Below are 17,019 nucleotides of genomic sequence, written 5' to 3'. Positions count from 1 at the left end.
GGTCAGCGCGCTCCGTTCAAGGCAACACGGAAGCCGGGTAGACCGCGTCGGCCACCTGTAGCTTGCGTGGAATCAGGCCCAGGCCCTGGAAGGTGTCCGCCAGCTTCTGTTGTTCGGCAACGATCTGCGGGGTGATAGCGACGGCGTTGTAGTTGCGCCGTTCGCTGGCCACTTCCAGCACCTGGGTACTGATCCCCAGCTGCGGTGCCAGCAGCGCGGCAACTTCGGCGGGCTTGGCGTTGGCCCACTGGCTGACTTTGCCCAGCTCGGCAAAGAAGGTTTTCAGCAGTGCACGGTGCTGGTCGGCATAGCGGGCTGTGGACAGGTAGAAGGTGCGGTTGTTGGACAGACCGCTGCCGTCGCGCAGGTTCTTCAACCCTGGCTGGCTTTCTGCGGCGGCGAGGAACGGGTCCCAAAGGGTCACGGCCTGCACACTGCCCGATTGCAGGGCGGCCACGGCATCGGCGGCATTGTTGACGTAGGCGGGGGTAATGTCCTTGTAACTGAGGCCAGCCTGCTGCAGGGCTACGGCCAGCAGGTATTGGGCATTCCAGCCGCGGCCGGTGGCCACGCGCTTGCCTTTCAGGTCCTGCACACTGGCCAGGTAGTCCTGCTCGCGCACGACCAGGCCAATGCCGCGTGGGTAGGGTTGTTCGGCGGCCAGGTAGACCACAGGCTTGCCTGCGGCCTGGGCGAACACCGAGGGCGCATCGGCTGCGTGGCCAAGGTCGATGGCGCCGGTGCTCAGTGCCTCCAGGAGCTGGGGGCCTGCGGCGAACTCATGCCAGCTGACCTTCACACCTTGCGGTGCCAGGGCCTTCTCCAGGGCGCCGCTGCCTTTGAGGATGTTGATGCTGTTGAATTTCTGGTAGCCGATGCGCAGTGTCCTGGCGTCGTCGGCAATGGCTTCGGACCAGGGCAGCAGGGCGCTGGCGACGCTGGCCAGTAAACCGCCGATCAGCAGACGGCGTAGTGGGGAGAAGGCATGTTTGGGCATGGGCATTGCTCCTTGAATCGGGTGAGAGGCGATCTGCCCAGACTAAGGAGGTGGCGTTTGGCTTTCAATTTATATATTCCGATTTGTTAGATTGATTTGTTATTTTTATATCCTTTTGTTTTTTGGCTTGGCGTCTATCGTTGCAGGAGGGGTTATGGGGCGCGAAAGGCTTGCCAATGGCCAAGGCATGATGGCTACCCGACCAACAGCGTGCTTCCCTGCATGGCCGCGCTAACGGATAATCCCCCGCATTCCAATAAACAGCCTGTGAGTGGGTATGAGTGATTCCGTAGTCGGCCTCGGCCAGCCTGAAACCGAAGGGGTGCGCAAAACGCGCAAGAACAACCCTGAGAAAACACGCGAGGACATCCTCCAGGCCGCCATCAGCGAGTTCGTTCAGCAGGGGCTGGCCGGCGCCCGCGTCGACGCCATTGCCGAACGCACCGCCACTTCCAAGCGCATGATCTACTACTATTTCGGCAGCAAGGAGCAGCTGTATTGCGAGTGCCTGGTGAAGTTGTACGGGGATATCCGCAAGACCGAGCAGAGCCTGGACCTGGAGTCGTTGCCGGCTGAGCAGGCGATCCGCCGGCTGGTGGAGTTCACCTTCGATCACCATGACCGCAACGTCGATTTCGTGCGCATCATCTGCACCGAAAACATCCACTATGGTGAGTACGTCAAGCAGTCGCCGGCCATTCGCGAAATGAGCAGCCTGGTGCTGGAGGCCTTGGGCAACACTCTGCGCCGTGGCGTTCAGGAAGGCGTGTTCCGCGCCGGCATCGAGGTCATCGACCTGCACATGCTGATGAGCTCGTTCTGCTTCTACCGGGTGTCGAACCGCCATACGTTTGGCGAGATCTTCCAGATCGACCTGTCTGATGAGCAAATAAAGCTGCGCCACAAAGCCATGATCTGTGATGCGGTGTTGCGGTATATCCAGCTCGAGCCCCGTACCTGAGATTGCTCGAGCGCCTGGGCTGACTCGAAGCCTGGGTCACTCGCCCAGCCGTTGCTCGCGCGACGGCGGGTAGCCGAAATACGCCGCATAGCACTTGCTGAAGTGCGACACCGAGACAAACCCGCAGGCCACCGCCACTTCCATCACCGACAGGTCGGAGTACTGCAGCAGCCGGCGGCTCTTGGTGATGCGCAGCTCCATGTAATAGCGCCGGGGCGACGTGCCCAGCTGGGCCTGGAACAGGCGGTCGATCTGTCGCCGCGAGCGCCCGCTGTAGGCGGCCAACTGGTCGAGGCTGAGGGTTTCCTCGAGGTTGTTCTCCATCAGCTCGACAATGGTGCGCAGGTGCAGGCTCATGGACTTCTTCGCCCCAGGACCCACCTGGCGGTAGCGCGCACCGGAGAATGACAGGATTTCCTCGACGCCTTCGGCCAGGCCATCACCGTACAGCCGGCGCACCAGGCCCAGCATCAGCTCCATGGCGCCATTGGGGCTGGCGGCGCTGAGGCGGTCACGGTCGAGGGTAAAGCTGGCCGGGGTGATGCGGGTTTGCGGGCTGCGCTCCGACAGGCTGGCACGTTGCTCGGGGTGGATGCTGCAACCGTAGTCGTCCAGCACCCCGGCACGGCCAAGGAACCAGGCGCCGTTCCACAAGCCGCCCAAGGCCATGCCGTGGGCAGCGCAATCGTTCAGCAGGCGATCGAGTTCCGGGTACTTGAGTGGTGTGCGCAAGCCGCCACAGACCACCAACAGGTCCAGTTCCTTCAGCGCCGCAGCGGACAGCTCGGTGGCTACCAGTTCCAGTCCCAGGTCGCTGAGCACCCGGTCGCCGTCCAGCGACAGCGGGGTGAACCGGAAGCTGTCGGCACGTAGCAGGTTGGCCGTGACCAGTACGTCCATGGCCACCGTGAAACTGGCCATCGAGAAGTGTTCGAGCAGGATAAAGTCGACCCGATAGGGCGCCTGGGCATTGGCGCTGCTTGTTTTGAGCCGTAGCATGTTGCTGGTGCTGGTCTTTTGGCTGAACTGGCGTGGCGTGGGCACTCTGAACTCCGCTTCCTGGCTGGCTCGCAGAGTGTGGACGGTGCCCGGAGGAAAGACAATCTCCCGGGTGGCTGTGTCGTATTACAGGTCGTGTTCAGGCAAACCAGCCTGTCCTGGTGCCATACCGCTATGCTGACGTTCCGTCATTGAGGATGCCCCTGATGAGATATGCCGCTGTAGTGTTGCTCAGCCTGTTGCCGTTGCTGGCCAACGCCCTGGAGCAGGGCGACAAGCTCGCCCCGTTCACGCTGCTCGACCAGTACGACCAGGCCTACAGCCTTGTTGCCGACACGCAGATTCTGCTAGTGGCGCGCGATATGGACGGTGCCAAGCTGGTCAAGGCGGCACTGGCCGAGCAGCCCAAGGGCTACCTGGAAGCACGGGCCGCTGTATTCGTGGCCGACATTCAGCGCATGCCTGCGCTGATCAGCAAACTGTTCGCGGTCCCGGCCATGCGCGATTACAGCTACCGGGTGCTGCTCGACCGTGATGGGCGAGTGGCCAGCCGTTACCCCGGGCAGGAGGGCCAGGTGCAGTGGTTGCAACTGCAGCAGGGCGTGCTGGTCAGCCAACGGGCGTTCACCGATGCAGCAGCGTTGAAGGCTGCACTGGAGAATGCACCACGGCAATGAGGCCTATCGCCGCGTCTGCAAAGAGGCGCGGTGAGTCAAATCAATCTGAACCCTCAGCGCTTGCAGCAACCCAACCCAATACATGCCATTGGGAGAGCGCTCATGGAAATCGGTACGATCTGGATCATCATCGCGGCCTTGGTCATTCTGCTGGAGATCTGGGCCATCTGGCACATCATCGGCAGTGAACGGCGCGCCGAGCGCAAGATGCTGTGGATCGTCTTCGTGGTCTACGCACCATTCCCAGGTTTGCTGTTCTGGGCCTGGCGCGGGCCGCGGGCGGTGAAGGGCAGGGCGGTGTTGCAGGAAAAATGACGGTTTGCGGCCTCGGGCGCGGGGGCGCCTGAGGCCGTCGAGGGTCATTTGGGCAGGATGTCGAAACGCATGGCAGGACCCAGCCCGTCCACCATCAGGCAGCCGTAGAACTTCACGGTAGACAGTACGCGCAGTTCCTTGAGCGCGTCATGGATGTAATCGCGGACCAGCTTTTCAGCTTCCCGCTTGCGGTCAGCGCGGGTGGGGCCATTGAGCGTGATCATGCCAAGCAGCGTGGTCTCAATGTGCTCAACGGTGTCCAGACCGAGCTTTTCCCGCAGGTGCAGACGTGCCTGTGCCGCATCGGTTTCATCGTATGCAGGGTTGTGTGGCTTGATGGTGTAAGCCAGCTGAAAATCAAATTTGCTCATCGGTATTCCCCGTTGGTTACAGGCCTCCATGCCGGGCTTTGCAATCTACGGCCTGACAGCCACGGCGCAAACACACGCGTGGTTCTGGCATGACGATGCTTTGTACGAAATGTCCTACTTTGCGCTTGACCTCGAGTTAACTTAAGGTCCGATACTCCTGCGCTCTTCCCACCGAGCGAGGGCTTGTCATGACCCCATCAAACGCATTCCAGCTAAGCAACCCCGAAGGCCTCTACGACCCCAGTGGCAATGCCTACTCCCATGTCGCCGAAGTGCGCGCTGACAGCCGTCTGCTGTTCATCGCCGGTCAGGGTGGGGAGGATAGCCAGGGCCAGTTGTCACCCGTGTTCGCCGAACAGGCCCGCCAGGCGCTGGCCAACCTGGAGCTGGCCCTGGCGTCGAAAGGTGCCAGCCTGGCCCAGGTGTTCAAGCTGACCCTGCTGATTGTCGAACACTCCGAAGCACGGCTGCACCAATGGGTGGCCGAAGCCGACAGGGCCTGGGGGGCGCACATGAAACCGACCTGCACGCTGATACCGGTGCCCCGGCTGGCACTGGACGGCATGCTGGTGGAGATCGAAGCAGTAGCCGCTGTCTTGCTCAAAACCTGAAAAGCCAGCGCGGTCGCCCGTAGGAGCGGGTTTACCCGCGAACACCGGCGTAGCCGGTGCCATAAGGCAGTGCCCTGTTAGTTTTACCAGTTGTTTTATCTGTATCAGCGCCTAAGATTCAGAGCGACATGCGGGAGCTAACAGATGGTCGACTTTGACAAAGTTACGCACTTTTTCTTACAACAGGATAAAGTTCATACAGCTTTATCGGGTACATCAGCCATGGTGTGCGTTAGAGCGCAACCTGAGGTATTAGCCGAAACGCGGCTAGAGCAAGAATCTACACGCACGGCGTTATTGGCTACAGACGGAGTGCAGACAGTGGTCGTGGTCAAGTCTCAGGCGCAGCGTGAGTCGGTTGCCTACAATGCTTATGGCTATCACACCCCCCATGACATTCCTCCGCACCGGCCAGCATTCAATGGGCACTTGCTGGTGAACAGCCAGTATTTACTCGGTAATGGCTATCGCAGCTATAACCCTGCCTTGATGCGTTTTTACAGTCCGGACAGTTTCTGCCCCTTTGGCGCAGGTGGATTGAACTGTTACGCCTACTGTATGAACGATCCGGTCAACGTCAGTGACCCCGATGGGCATTCACCAAGATTGAGGTCAAACAGCCTGCCTGGGCTCAAGTCAGAGGCGAAGATGAATCGCATTGTGTCGGGGAGGGTTGAAAAAAGGCCAAGACGTAGTAGCGAAGGCTTTTACATGTCGTCATCGCTCATGGATGAAACAGTGCAAGACATATTGAATGGGCAGCCGGGTTGGAACACCTCAGGCGCACCTGTACAAGGTAGCCTGCAGCGTGGTCAGGCATCAAGCTCTGGTCAGGTAACGTCATCCTCGATGGCTGGTATGAGAGCAGGAAAAGGTACGGTGGCTTCGGACTGCTGGATCTATAGGCGCCAGAAGCTTGATAACACCGATATTGAAGAACTTAGGAGCTTCAATGCTAAGAGTAGGTATGTTTTTTGGGGTTTGGATCTAGAGAAGTCTCGTGAGCTGCGAACCATTACGATCGATGCTATGGCTGCTGGTATTAATGTGCGGGGAGCGCTTAGGGGTAGTAAACTTCAGCCGGCGCATTCAACGGCTGACAGGGTTGCAGATAATATTTCACGTGCACTCCGCAGAATTCGTGATAAGAGGGGGGCTACCAGTTGGCGTTCTGATTGATTTGTAGTGGTCAGCGGGTCTGGGTACTCTATTGCAGCAGGTGGGGGCGAGTATATTACGTTTAGTCAGGTTTCAGATAGCTCATAGAGCGAATTTGTGTGTTGGGGCATGCATAGAATCGCGAAAGTTTTAGGTACGCGCTGCACCGGTGGAAGCAACTGTCTTGCTTAAAACCTGAAAAGCCGGCGCGGTCGCACGTAGGCGCGGGTTTACCCGCGAACACCGGCGTAGCCGGTGCCATCCTCACGGTGGATTCTTCCTTGTATATCGGTGCCGGTCCTGACTAAATGCCGCTATAACAACAATCCCACTCAGAGGTGACCACACCATGAGTTCAGGCACGACCACGCTTACCGACCGCAAGACCAGGGCCTGGCTTTGGCCTGCTCTGTTCAGCCTGGTGGCGTTTGCCGCCAACTCGGTGTTCTGCCGGCTGGCGCTGAAGGACGGGGCGATCGACCCGGTGTCCTTCACCGTGGTACGCCTGGCCAGTGGTGCGCTGTTTCTGCTGTTGCTGATTCGCCTGCGCAGGCCGGTGCATACCATGGGCGGCAGTTGGTGGGGCGGTCTGGCCCTGTTCCTGTACGCGTTCCTGTTTTCTGCGGCGTACCTGCAACTGGGGGCAGGGGTGGGGGCGTTGTTGCTGTTCGGTGCCGTGCAGATCACCATGTTCGGCTTCGCGTGGTACAGGGGCGAACACATCACTGTACGCATGCTGCTGGGTATGCTGATTGCCTTTGCCGGCCTGCTGGTGCTGCTGTTGCCCGGCGTTTCCGCGCCGCCGTTGGCCAGTGCCTTGCTGATGGCCCTGTCCGGTGTGGCCTGGGGGGTATATACGCTACTGGGCAAAGGCTCGCCCAGGCCGCTGGCCGACACTGCCGGCAATTTTGCCCGTAGCTTGCCGTGCCTGGTGCTGCTGCTACCGATGCTGTTGCTGGGGGCCGACCCGCACTTCACGCCACTTGGCTTGTTGTATGCCTTGGGTTCCGGTGTGCTGGCTTCTGGCGCAGGCTATGCCGTTTGGTATGGCGTGGTCAGGCAGATCAGTGCGCAACAGGCGGCGACCCTGCAGCTCAGCGTGCCAGTGATTGCTGCACTGGGCGGGGTTGCCCTGATCGGCGAGTCGGTGTCGTTGCGTTTGTTGATCGCCTGTGTGGTGGTGTTGGGCGGTATTGCCCTGGCGTTGGCGCCGCGCCGTTAAAAAAAGCTGCGCTGGGCCTTGAGTGTGACCACGCTGTCGCAATAGGTATTGATGCCCGCATAGGCATCGCAGCTCGCGCCACTCAGGCTGGAGTTGCTGTAGATCAGGTTCAGGTCGATGCCCAGCCAGGGCCGCGACAGCTCCAGTGACCAATCGGAAAAGGTATTCACCTGGCTGCCATCGCCAATGGTGAACGGCGTGCCCAGGCGGTGGTGGGCGAGCTTGACGGTAAAGTCGACGTCGAACATCGGCAGATGGCCGAAGTCGGCGAACAGCGTGCCCGTGCGGTTGTCGGGGTTGTCGCGCAGCGCCCCGCCGAGGCGGCTGCCCAGCACCGAAATCCCCCCATACAGGGCGTAGCTGTCGGGGCCTGCGATATTGGGCTGACTGTAATGGATCAACCCTACCTCGTAGCCCAGGCTGCTGTCGAAATGGTGCTTGTAGCCCAGGTAGCTGTCCAGGCGCAGGGTCGAGTTGGGGGTGACGCCCATGCTTGGGGCGTACTGGCCCAGGTACCAACCACTGGGGTGGCTGAGGTCGAGCCCGCCATGGAACGCGCCGACGGCGCTGGGGGAGATAAGCCCTTGCGCCATGCTGCGCGAGGGAGTGGTGCCGAGTGTGAAGTCGAAATCGCCCAGCTGGCGTTTCATCTGCTGGGCTGGTAACACGGGGCTGAAAAGCAGTGCAGCACTCAGCAACAGAAGGGGCCTGATCATGGTCTCCGTCCTGGAAGGCTTGCGGTTGAGCGGTAGAGAATACCTGCGCAAGTGGAGGGAGGGAACCGCCGGCTAGCCCGTTCAGCCTTTGGTCGAACGTTCAGCGTCGGCGGTCTCGGTCACTACAGGCAGCTTGTCGGCACGCAGGATCACCCGCCGTTGCTGCTCGTAATTGTCCAGCGACAGGCCGCGGCGCTGTAAGGCTTCCAGTTGCAACTGGCGGGTTTCTTCTGCGGTGTACGGGCGCAGTTCAGGGTGGCTGGCACAGCCGCTGATCACGGCGATGGCAAAAACGACAAGGGTGGCGGACAGCTGGCGGGCCAAGGTATTCATCGGTTAGCTCCAGGGCGGTCTAGGAGGTAGCGTGGGGATGGCGCTAGGTTATGCGGCCACAGTGCTCGGTAGAAATTGCCCTGCTCGATAGTGACTATCGACGGTTCCGGCGAAGCCCACCTAGACTCAAACGCATCAACCATCCCACCGTTGAAGCGCGAAAAGTTTGCGTCCCCTCGTCTGGTCAACGGCACCGCCATTGCTACCCTTAACCCACGCGGTCTGACCTTGTGGGGATAAGCGATGCGCATGCCATTGTTTGCTGTCCTGTCGGCACTGCTTTGCCTGAGCGCTGCTCCGGGCCTGGTGCTGGCCGAAGACGTGCCCGCGCCGGATCCGGCGCCATCCGCTGCCACGCCCGTGGCCAAGGACCCGGTGTTCTCCCAGGAGCAACTGGACCAGATGCTGGCCCCCATTGCCTTGTACCCTGATCAGTTGCTGGCTCAGGTGCTGATGGCGTCAACCTACCCGGGGCAGGTCAATGAAGCCGTGACCTGGTCCAAGGCCAACCCCAAGGCCACCGGCGACGATGCAGTCAGGCAAGTGGCCAAGCAGCCTTGGGACCCTAGCGTACAGGCACTGGTGGCCTTCCCGCAGGTGCTGGCAACACTTGGCCAGGACCCGGTCTGGGTGCAGCGCCTGGGCGATGCTTTCCTCGCCCAGCCCGATGATGTCATGGGCAGCGTGCAGCGTTTGCGCCACCAGGCGCAGGCCGCCGGCAATCTGCAGAGCAGCCAGTACCAGAACGTAACCGTGCAGACCGCACCTGCGCCAGCCGCCAGCGGCAGTAGCACCCAAGGGGCAGCGGCCAGCAGCCCGCCCACCACCATCGTCATCGAACCGGCCGACCCGCAAGTGGTGTATGTGCCCAGCTATAACCCGACCACCACCTATGGCACCTGGGCCTACCCGGCCTCGCCGCCGGTGTATTATCCGCCGCCGCCCATGTACTACCCCGGTTCCGCGCTGGTGGCCGGCCTGGCCTTCGGTACCGGCGTGGCGATCGTTGCCTCGTTGTGGGGCGATTGCGACTGGGACAACAATGACATCGACATTGACGTCAACCGCTACAACAACCTCAACGTCAACAACCGCATCACCAACAACCAGAACAAATGGCAGCACAATGCCGCCAACCGGGACGGGGTGCCATACCGCGATTCTCGCAGCCGTCAGCAGTATGGCCGCCAGCTGGACGGTGCGACTCAGCGCACCGCGTTCCGTGGCGACGACGCCCAACGGGCCCAGGCCCGAGACAAAGCCAGGGCATCGATGGACCGCGCAGGTATCGAACGGCCGGCTACCAGTAACCGTCAGGCCCGCGAACAAATGCGCGAGGTCAAGGCAGGCAATCCTGGCGGCAACCGCATGCCGTCCCGTGATGATGGCGCGCGGGCTACTGACCGTCGGCAGGAAACCCGCAATGACCAAGGCCGCCAGCAGAACGGCAACCTGGCCAATCAACGCCGGCAGGGCGACGGCCAGGCGCGGCAGCCGGCGCAGAGCCGTCCTGCCAATACGGCAGGCCGTGCCCGCAACAATGCTTTCGACGGCGTGCGCTCACCGTCGCGCACCAGCGCGCAGGCCAACCGCGGCCGTACCAGCCAGTCGTTCGCTCAGCGGCCTGGTGCGTCGCGTGCCGCCGGGCACCCGATCTCCCGGCCCAGTGCGCCCGCACGTCGCGGCGCAGGAGGCCGTCGATGAAGCGCCCAACACTCGCTGCATTGCTGCTGACGGCAGGTCTGGCCTGGTCGTTCATGGCCGCTGCCCAGCAAGCCTTCTCAACGCCGGAGAAGGCCGTGGAAGCCTTTGTCGCGGCGCTGGGCCAGGAAAAACCTGATGAAGCCCGCCTGGCCCAGTTGCTGGGCGATGACTGGCGCACCTACATACCGCGCGGTGGTGTGCAACGCAGCGATGTGGATACCTTCCTCGAGCAGTATCGCGCACAGCACAGCATCGACATGTCAGGCGAGGGCAAGGCCATCCTGGCGGTGGGCACCGGTCACTGGACCTTGCCCATACCGCTGACCAGAACCAGCCAGGGCTGGCGCTTCGACCTCAAGGCGGGCAGTGCCGAAATCCGCGCCCGTCGTATCGGGCGCAACGAGCTGGGTGTTCTGCAGTCGCTGCTGGCCTATCACGATGCGCAAATGGACTACGCCACCCAGGACCATAACGGCAATGGTGCGCTGGAGTACGCACAGAAGATTTTCAGCGCGCCGGGCAAGCATGACGGGCTGTATTGGGATGACGATGGCGACGGTGACGTCAGCCCGTTGGGCCCGCTGTTCGGCCAGGATGTGGTCGGTGACGCCTGGTATGGCTACCACTTCCGCATCCTGGATGCACAGGGCCCGTCCGCCCCGGGCGGTGCCTACAGCTACCTGATCGGTAACCAGATGAGCCGTGGCTTCGCCATGGTCGCCTGGCCGGCCAAATACGACGACACCGGGGTGATGAGCTTCATGATCAGCCATGACGGCCAAGTGTTCGAAAAAGACCTCGGGCCGAATGGCGACAGGCTGGCGAAGGAGATGAAACGCTTCGACCCGGATGACAGCTGGAAAGTGGTGGATGTGGCGGCGGGGGATTGAGCCCGCACAGCCAACGCAGCTGCGGTCCCTGTGGAAGCGGGCACGTTTCCGTTGCTTTTATCAGTGCGTACGCGTAGCCCGCACTTCGCTCGCCGTGCACCCATACTGCTGGCGAAACGCGCGGGTGAATTGCGCCTGGTCGGCAAAACCCCAGCGAAATGCCAGTTCGCCGATGGCCAGGTGGCAATGCGGGTCGCGCAGTTGCCGGTGCACGGCCTCCAGGCGTTGAAGGCGTACCCACTCGTTAAGGGTGTAGGGCGTGATCGCGAACAGCTTGTGCAGATAACGCAGTGACAGCCCACAGGCGCTGGCGATGGTTTGTGGCGACAGTTCGGGGTCACCCAGGTTTTGCTGCACGTACTGCTCGACCCGCGTCAGGTGCAGGGTGCTGAGGTTGCTGCCTTCGCTGCCCAGCACGCGCTCATCCTGTTGCAAGGCCAGCAGCAGGGTGGCAGAAGCCTGTTCCAGCAGTAAATGCCGGGCTGCCGCGGGGCTGGTGTCGAAATGGCGGGCACACAGGTCGAGTTGCTCGACGAAGATGCGCCCCAGGCCCTGACGGGCATCGAAGCAATGCCGGGTATAGCGCTTGTGCCCCAGCAGGTTGGCTTTGAGCGCACGCTCGGGCAGCTTGAGCACCCACAAGTCGTTCTGCGTGCCGTAGTGGAAGCGGTAGGGTGCATCGCCGCGCTCGACGATGAAACCGCCCGGGCTGCAACTGATCTGGTGGCCGTCCTGTTCGAAGTGCACTTCGCTGCCATGCGGCACGGTCACCAGGTAGAACGCTTCATGGTCCTGGCCGATATGCGCTTTGCTGCGCGAGTAACCCAGCTGGCTGGACCGCAAGCGCGACAGGCTCAGTGGCGTGCTCGGCGTACTCCAGCGCTGCAGGTGGCCATCGAACGGCTGTCCGGCAGCAAATTCAAGGCTCAAGGGGAAATAGGTGTCACTGATGGCTTCGGCCCAGCGTGCCTGGCGTTCCGGTTGTGGCCAGCCGTGGGTCGAGAGTTCTGTGGGCATGGTGGGTCCTTTTTCAAAGAGGGCAGCATTGAAAAAAGGAACTGCAGGCAAGCTACTCAAGCAGCTCTTGTTATTGTACGAACCGCCCGGCAGCGCAAAACTGCCGGGCGGTTATCAGGCCCATGATCGGCGCGCGCCGACCGCAAGATCAACCCCCGCGTGTCACCCGGTAGGTGGCCGAAGGCTCCAGGCGAGCCTGCCAGCCGGGTGGCAGGACAATGTTGGTGGTGTCTTCCTCGATCACACAGGGGCCATGCACGGTCTGCCCTGGCAACAGGTGGTTACCGTTGAACACCGGTGTGGGCTGCCATTCACCGTCGGCACTGAACAGCATCGGGCGGACGGATTGCGCGGTGGGGGCGGGGGGCTCGGCCGGCCCCAGCAGCTCGGGTTGCGGCGGGCGTGGCAGGTGGCCGATCACCGAGCACTCCAGGTTCACCAGCTCCACCGGGCTGTCGGGTTCGCTGTACGAGTACAGCGTCTGGTGGCGGCTGTGGAAGCGGCTGATCAGCGCGGCAAGGCCTGCCTCGTCCAGGCTGTGCTGCTGCAGGTCCACACTGCATTCGTGAACTTGCCCCAGGTAGCGCATCTCCAAGGTGTAGTGGCAGCTGCTGGCCTGGTCGCCAAAGCCGTCTTCGCGCAGGTTGGCCAGGCCTTGCTGACGCAGCTCGGCAAGGGTGTGGTTGAGTTGCGCCAGGTCCACGTGCCCGGCGTCCAGGCGCATCGACAGGCTGGTGAGCTGGTCGTAGCGCACGTCGGACAGGATCTGGCCGAACGCACACAAGCCCGAGGCCACCTTGGGGATCAGCACGGTGTGCATGCCGATTTCTTCGGCCAGGCGCACCACGTGCATGCCCGCCGCACCGCCCGCGCCGATCAGGGCGAAGTCACGCGGGTCGTGACCGCGCTCGATCGATACGCGGCGGATGCCGTTGACCATGTTCAGGTTGACCAGAGTGGTGATGCCAAATGCCGCGCGTTCCACACTGATGCCCAACGGTTCGGCGATATTGCTCTGGATGGCGTCCAGCGCGGCCTGGCGGTTCAGGCGGATACTGCCGCCCAGCAGTGCGCCGTCGGGCAGGTAGCCAAGTGCCAGGTTGGCGTCGGTGACCGTGGGTTCGTGGCCACCCTTGCCGTAGCACACCGGCCCAGGCATGGCGCCGGCGCTGCGCGGTCCGACCTGGAGCATGCCAAATTCGTCCAGGTGGGCGATGGAGCCACCGCCGGCACCCAGGGTCTCCACCTGGATCATCGGCACGCCGATGCGCTGGCGCAGGAAGTCCACGTCCTTGCTGAAGTTGGTGCGTCCGGCGTTGGTCAGGGTGATGTCGAACGAGGTGCCGCCCATGTCCACGGTAATGACGTTGTCGATACCGAACGGCCTCGCTACTGCCAACCCGGCTTGTGGCGCTGAGGCCGGACCGGAGTTGATCGCGTTGACGGCGCGCTCACGCATCAGGTGCCCGGGCGCCAGCCCGCCGTTGGACTGGAAGTAGCGTACCGGCTGCTGTGCGCCAAGTTCCTGGAACAGGCTGTCGATGCGCGCCACGTAACGTGCCATTACCGGGCTGAGGTAGGCGTTGACCACGGTGGTGGAGGTGCGGGTGTATTCGCGAATCTGCGGGAACACCTCGCAGCCGGTGCAGACGAACACCTCGGGCAGGGCAGCCCGTACCAGCTCGGCGGCCCGCTGTTCGTGGCTGGGGTTGCGTACCGCCCACAGGAAGGAAATGGCCACGGCCTGCACGCCTTCGGCACGGAAGTAGTCGATGGCGGCATGGATGGCGGCTTCGTCCAGCGGGCTGTGCTCCCGGCCATCGCCAAGGATTCGGCCACCGATCGGGCGGCGCAGGTGGCGTGGGGCAAGCATGTGTGCCGGCGGGTAATGGGCGTCGTAGCGGTGGCCTTCTTCCTTGTGGCCCAGGCGGATTTCCAGGCTGTCCTCGTGCCCCTCGGTGCACAGCAGGCCTACCTTGACCCCGGTGCGTTCGATCAGCGCGTTGAGGGCCACGGTGGTGCCATTGATGCACAGGTCACAGTTGGCGATGAGTTCGGCCGGGCTGCGCCCGGTGGCGTCAGCGATCTGTGCCAGGCCGGCGCGAATGGCCAGGGTGCCATCCTGCGGCGTGGAGGGAGCCTTGAACAGCTGCACGCCGCCGTCGCGGTCGGCCAGGATGAAATCGGTGAAAGTGCCGCCAGCGTCTATGCCCAGGCGATATTGGTTACGCATGATGGTTCTCCGGTTAGCGCGGGGCGCGGGCAAGGCGGGTGGCTGTTTCGTCCAGTTGGCCATCGGCATCGAGGACCACGCCATATTCCAGGGCTGCGCCTTGTGGCGAGACCAGGCCGTTGCGCACGTCCTCCAGTACTGCTGCGACCGGGCGGCGCAGCGGGTCGCCGTAGCCACCACCACCGGGGTTGATGTTGATGATGCGTTCGCCGGGCTGCAGGGTGAGCATGGGGTTCTGCGTGTAGTGGTCTTCGCGGCCATCGGCGTGGCGATGGATCAGCCGGCCCAGTTTGGGCTCAAGCAGGGCATTGCGAGCCCCGGCGGCACCGGCGGTGGGCAACTGGCGGCCCTCGCCGAAGCCGACTACGGTCATGGCGTGGTCCAGCGGTTCGATCTCCAGGCGGGTGCCCGAACCTCCGCGCAACTCACCGGCGCCACCACTGTCGGCCATCAGACTGTAGCGGTGGATCAGCACCGGATAAGCGTGTTCGAGCAGCTCGATGTCACCGCTCATCAGCGCTCCGAAGCAGCACAGCGGGCCGCAGGCGTGCCAGCCATCCATCACCTGGTTGGCACCGGCACCGGAAATGATCGAGGCCAGCACCATCGTCACGTACTCGCTGTTGCCGTTGCGCGGGTCGTGGCCGGCGATGTTGATGCCGCTGGTGTGCCCCCAGGAGGCCGTTACCCGCTGTGGCGAGGCCTGTTCCAGCGCCGTGCGCACGGCATCGGCGAGGGTTTCCATCGGCGTGGTGGTGCAATTGACGTGGGGCGCGGGTTCCTCGGCATTGCACAGCGTGCCCCTGGGGCCGACATCGACCGTTACGCAGCGATACAGGCCTTCGTTGTAAGGCGGCGCCACCTGGGCGAACATCATCAGCCCCAGGTATACCCCGGATACCGAGTTGCCCTCATAGGAATTGATGAAGTACGGCACCTGCGGCGGGCTTTCGATGCGTACATGGGCCTGGTCGCCACGGATCCGCACATGGGCGGTGATGGCCAGTTCACCCAGGCCGTGGCCGGCATCTTCAAGAACGGCGGTGCCGCTGTAGTCACCGTCCGGCACATCGCGCAACAGCGCCCGCATGTGTCGGTCGGCCATGTTCTTCAGCTCGGCAATGCAGGCACGCACTTGGGCCACGCCGTACTTGTCCAGCAGCTCCAGCAAGTGCCGCTCGCCGACCTTGCAGGCGCCGTACTGGGCATTAAGGTCGCCTTCCTGATAGGGGCGGGCGCGCATGTTGGTGAGCATGAAGTTGATCACGTCTTCGCGGCGCTTGCCCTTTTCCCACAGCTTGACCGGTGGAATGCGCAGCCCTTCGGCGTAGATTTCCTTGGCGTCGGGGTTGTAACCGGCGGGTACAGGGCCGCCGATGTCGGTCAGGTGGCCCTTGCACACGGTCCAGAACACCAGTTCGCCCTGGTAGTACACCGGCTTGTACATGCAGCAGTCGAGAATATGGCTGCCCTTGTAGGCGGGGTCGTTGTGGTAGATCACGTCGCCTTCGGCGATGTCGTCGCCGAAGAACTCGGCCACGCACTTCATGGCCGGGATCAGCGAGCCCAGGTGGATGGGAATGTCCTGGCCCTGCAGGATCATTTCCGGCAAGTGGTCGAACAGCGAGTTGGAATAGTCGTGGGCCAGGTTGAACACACTGGAGCGCCCGGTCTTTTCCAGGGTCAGGGTCATTTCGCGTTGCGCTGTCTCCAGCGCACCCCGGACAACCGCAAGGGTGATCGGATCTACTGTCTGCATAGGTCACCAACGTTTGTTCTTGTGCTTTTTTGGGTGCGTGCCGCAGCGGGGCGGCGCGTGGTGACAGGCTAAGGGGCGGGGTGGGGGGAAGGCTTGTCGCTGGGTGTACCGGTTGTTGTGTCTGGGCGCACTTCAAGTTCGGGCAGGCGACACAACTATTGGCCCAACATCTGTCGCACCAGCCATTGCCCGGCCGGCCCCAAGGCACGTCGGCTCGACCAGGCCACATCCATATCCACCCGCCGGGGGTAGCCCGCTATCTGCAACTCCACCAGCTCGTTGCCAAACCGTTTTACCAGCGCCCTGGGCAGCTCGGCCCAGCCAAACCCGCGCACGGCGAACTCAAGCAGGGTCAGGTAATCCGGTGCCGACCACGCTTGGCCACGGCCATGGTGCAGGCTGGGGGCATAGGTCTTGATATACAGCTGTCGTGCGTTCTCCAGGTGCTGCGCCTTTACCTGCGCCAGGCTCGCCAGCGGATGCTCGCTGGCGACATACACGCCGAACTCTGCCTGCTCCGGCAAGCGCGCCACGGCCACGTCGGCGGGGTAGCCGGGCTGTGTGGCAAGGATGCCGACATGGGCCAGGCCCTGTTGGATCATCTCGATCACATCAGCGTCCTCCGCCGGGCCGCAGCGTAGCTCGGTATGAGGGTAGTGCTGGGCGAAACGAGTCATCACCGCCCCCTGGAACGTTACGCTGTAGCTGTCCGACATCACCACAGATACCAGCGCCTCGACATTTTGCGCCAGTCGCACTGCCAGCGCATCGAGCTGGGCGCTGGCGTCGAGAATTGCTTCGACATGGCTCAGCACCTGCCTGCCCGCCTCATTGAGCGTGGGGTGTCGGCCACTGCGGTCAAACAGCTGGCAGCCGATATCGGCCTCGAAATTGGCGATGGCGATGCTGACAGTGGACTGGCTTTTGTGCAGCTTGCGCGCCGCCGCAGAAAACGAACCTAGCGAGGCGGCTTCAGTAAAGGCGACCAGAGCTTCGGGAGAGTAACGCATAGTATTGATAAAACCGATGGTAGCTATGTCGCGAGTATCAGTTCTA

Annotated in this window: 17 protein-coding genes; 8 read left to right on the top strand and 9 right to left on the bottom strand. The window is 62.5% G+C overall.

Features of this window, described 5'->3' with window-relative positions; genetic code table 11:
• Positions 1-16: 16 nt before the first annotated feature.
• Positions 17-997, bottom strand: coding sequence for an aliphatic sulfonate ABC transporter substrate-binding protein (locus ACF8FG_RS19245; protein ID WP_014590742.1), 981 nt, complete (start codon positions 995-997; stop codon positions 17-19).
• A 277-nt stretch (positions 998-1,274) separates the two neighbouring features.
• On the opposite strand from ACF8FG_RS19245, the gene ACF8FG_RS19240 reads away from it, so the two are divergent.
• Positions 1,275-1,958 (top strand): TetR/AcrR family transcriptional regulator, encoded by a 684-nt coding sequence (locus ACF8FG_RS19240; RefSeq protein ID WP_014590743.1) that lies wholly within the window; start codon positions 1,275-1,277, stop codon positions 1,956-1,958.
• Positions 1,959-1,994: 36 nt separating this feature from the next.
• Here ACF8FG_RS19240 and ACF8FG_RS19235 read toward each other — a convergent pair whose 3' ends face one another.
• Positions 1,995-3,002 carry a GlxA family transcriptional regulator gene (locus tag ACF8FG_RS19235; protein ID WP_014590744.1) on the bottom strand — a complete coding sequence of 336 codons (1,008 nt, stop codon included), beginning with the start codon at positions 3,000-3,002 and terminating at the stop codon, positions 1,995-1,997.
• Positions 3,003-3,163: 161 nt separating this feature from the next.
• Here ACF8FG_RS19235 and ACF8FG_RS19230 point away from each other — a divergent pair, with 161 nt between their 5' ends.
• Together ACF8FG_RS19230 and ACF8FG_RS19225 are read left to right on the top strand one after the other, a co-directional pair.
• Entirely contained in the window at positions 3,164-3,634 is a 471-nt protein-coding gene (locus ACF8FG_RS19230; protein ID WP_134697679.1) for an FAD/FMN-containing dehydrogenase, read from the top strand.
• 102 nt (positions 3,635-3,736) lie between these two features.
• Positions 3,737-3,949 (top strand): PLDc N-terminal domain-containing protein, encoded by a 213-nt coding sequence (locus ACF8FG_RS19225; protein ID WP_003247877.1) that lies wholly within the window; start codon positions 3,737-3,739, stop codon positions 3,947-3,949.
• Between the two features lie 44 nt (positions 3,950-3,993).
• Here ACF8FG_RS19225 and ACF8FG_RS19220 read toward each other — a convergent pair whose 3' ends face one another.
• A complete protein-coding gene (locus tag ACF8FG_RS19220) occupies positions 3,994-4,320 on the bottom strand; it encodes a hypothetical protein (RefSeq protein ID WP_014590746.1) in 327 nt (108 codons plus the stop codon).
• A 188-nt stretch (positions 4,321-4,508) separates the two neighbouring features.
• On the opposite strand from ACF8FG_RS19220, the gene ACF8FG_RS19215 reads away from it, so the two are divergent.
• The 3 genes from ACF8FG_RS19215 (at position 4,509) to ACF8FG_RS19205 (ending at position 7,311) form a co-directional block, all read left to right on the top strand.
• The gene (locus tag ACF8FG_RS19215; protein ID WP_014590747.1) at positions 4,509-4,931 is read left to right on the top strand and encodes a RidA family protein; all 423 of its coding nucleotides are present in this window, start codon (positions 4,509-4,511) and stop codon (positions 4,929-4,931) included.
• A 144-nt stretch (positions 4,932-5,075) separates the two neighbouring features.
• Entirely contained in the window at positions 5,076-6,110 is a 1,035-nt protein-coding gene (locus tag ACF8FG_RS19210) for an RHS repeat-associated core domain-containing protein (protein ID WP_080557789.1), read from the top strand.
• 328 nt (positions 6,111-6,438) lie between these two features.
• Positions 6,439-7,311: a DMT family transporter gene (locus ACF8FG_RS19205; protein WP_134697680.1), complete on the top strand. Its 873-nt coding sequence runs from the start codon at positions 6,439-6,441 to the stop codon at positions 7,309-7,311.
• Here ACF8FG_RS19205 and ACF8FG_RS19200 read toward each other — a convergent pair.
• Both ACF8FG_RS19200 and ACF8FG_RS19195 read right to left on the bottom strand, forming a co-directional pair.
• A complete protein-coding gene (locus ACF8FG_RS19200) occupies positions 7,308-8,027 on the bottom strand; it encodes a TorF family putative porin (protein ID WP_070383967.1) in 720 nt (239 codons plus the stop codon). The genes ACF8FG_RS19205 and ACF8FG_RS19200 overlap by 4 nt on opposite strands.
• A gap of 81 nt (positions 8,028-8,108) precedes the next feature.
• Positions 8,109-8,360, bottom strand: a complete 252-nt coding sequence (locus ACF8FG_RS19195; protein ID WP_014590750.1) for a hypothetical protein — start codon at positions 8,358-8,360, stop codon at positions 8,109-8,111.
• A 243-nt stretch (positions 8,361-8,603) separates the two neighbouring features.
• Here ACF8FG_RS19195 and ACF8FG_RS19190 point away from each other — a divergent pair, with 243 nt between their 5' ends.
• Positions 8,604-10,064, top strand: a complete 1,461-nt coding sequence (locus tag ACF8FG_RS19190; protein ID WP_019436990.1) for a DUF3300 domain-containing protein — start codon at positions 8,604-8,606, stop codon at positions 10,062-10,064.
• Complete coding sequence (locus ACF8FG_RS19185; RefSeq protein WP_119713546.1) at positions 10,061-10,954, top strand: DUF2950 domain-containing protein; 894 nt, start codon at positions 10,061-10,063, stop codon at positions 10,952-10,954. Before ACF8FG_RS19190 ends, ACF8FG_RS19185 begins: the two co-directional genes overlap by 4 nt.
• Positions 10,955-11,014: 60 nt before the next feature.
• Here ACF8FG_RS19185 and ACF8FG_RS19180 read toward each other — a convergent pair whose 3' ends face one another.
• From ACF8FG_RS19180 to ACF8FG_RS19165, 4 genes are all read right to left on the bottom strand, one after another.
• The gene (locus ACF8FG_RS19180; protein WP_014590753.1) at positions 11,015-11,971 is read right to left on the bottom strand and encodes a helix-turn-helix domain-containing protein; all 957 of its coding nucleotides are present in this window, start codon (positions 11,969-11,971) and stop codon (positions 11,015-11,017) included.
• A gap of 148 nt (positions 11,972-12,119) precedes the next feature.
• Positions 12,120-14,204, bottom strand: coding sequence for a hydantoinase/oxoprolinase family protein (locus tag ACF8FG_RS19175; RefSeq protein WP_119713547.1), 2,085 nt, complete (start codon positions 14,202-14,204; stop codon positions 12,120-12,122).
• A gap of 13 nt (positions 14,205-14,217) precedes the next feature.
• Positions 14,218-15,963 (bottom strand): hydantoinase B/oxoprolinase family protein, encoded by a 1,746-nt coding sequence (locus ACF8FG_RS19170; RefSeq protein WP_070383965.1) that lies wholly within the window; start codon positions 15,961-15,963, stop codon positions 14,218-14,220.
• 155 nt (positions 15,964-16,118) lie between these two features.
• Positions 16,119-16,973: a LysR family transcriptional regulator gene (locus ACF8FG_RS19165; RefSeq protein ID WP_019436995.1), complete on the bottom strand. Its 855-nt coding sequence runs from the start codon at positions 16,971-16,973 to the stop codon at positions 16,119-16,121.
• Positions 16,974-17,019: the final 46 nt, after the last annotated feature.

The organism is Pseudomonas sp. YQ_6, from assembly GCF_043103245.1.
In the GTDB taxonomy this organism is placed as follows: domain Bacteria; phylum Pseudomonadota; class Gammaproteobacteria; order Pseudomonadales; family Pseudomonadaceae; genus Aquipseudomonas; species Aquipseudomonas alloputida.
The sequence above is the reverse complement of the archived record's forward strand: the minus strand, read 5'-3'. Positions and strand labels throughout refer to the sequence as shown.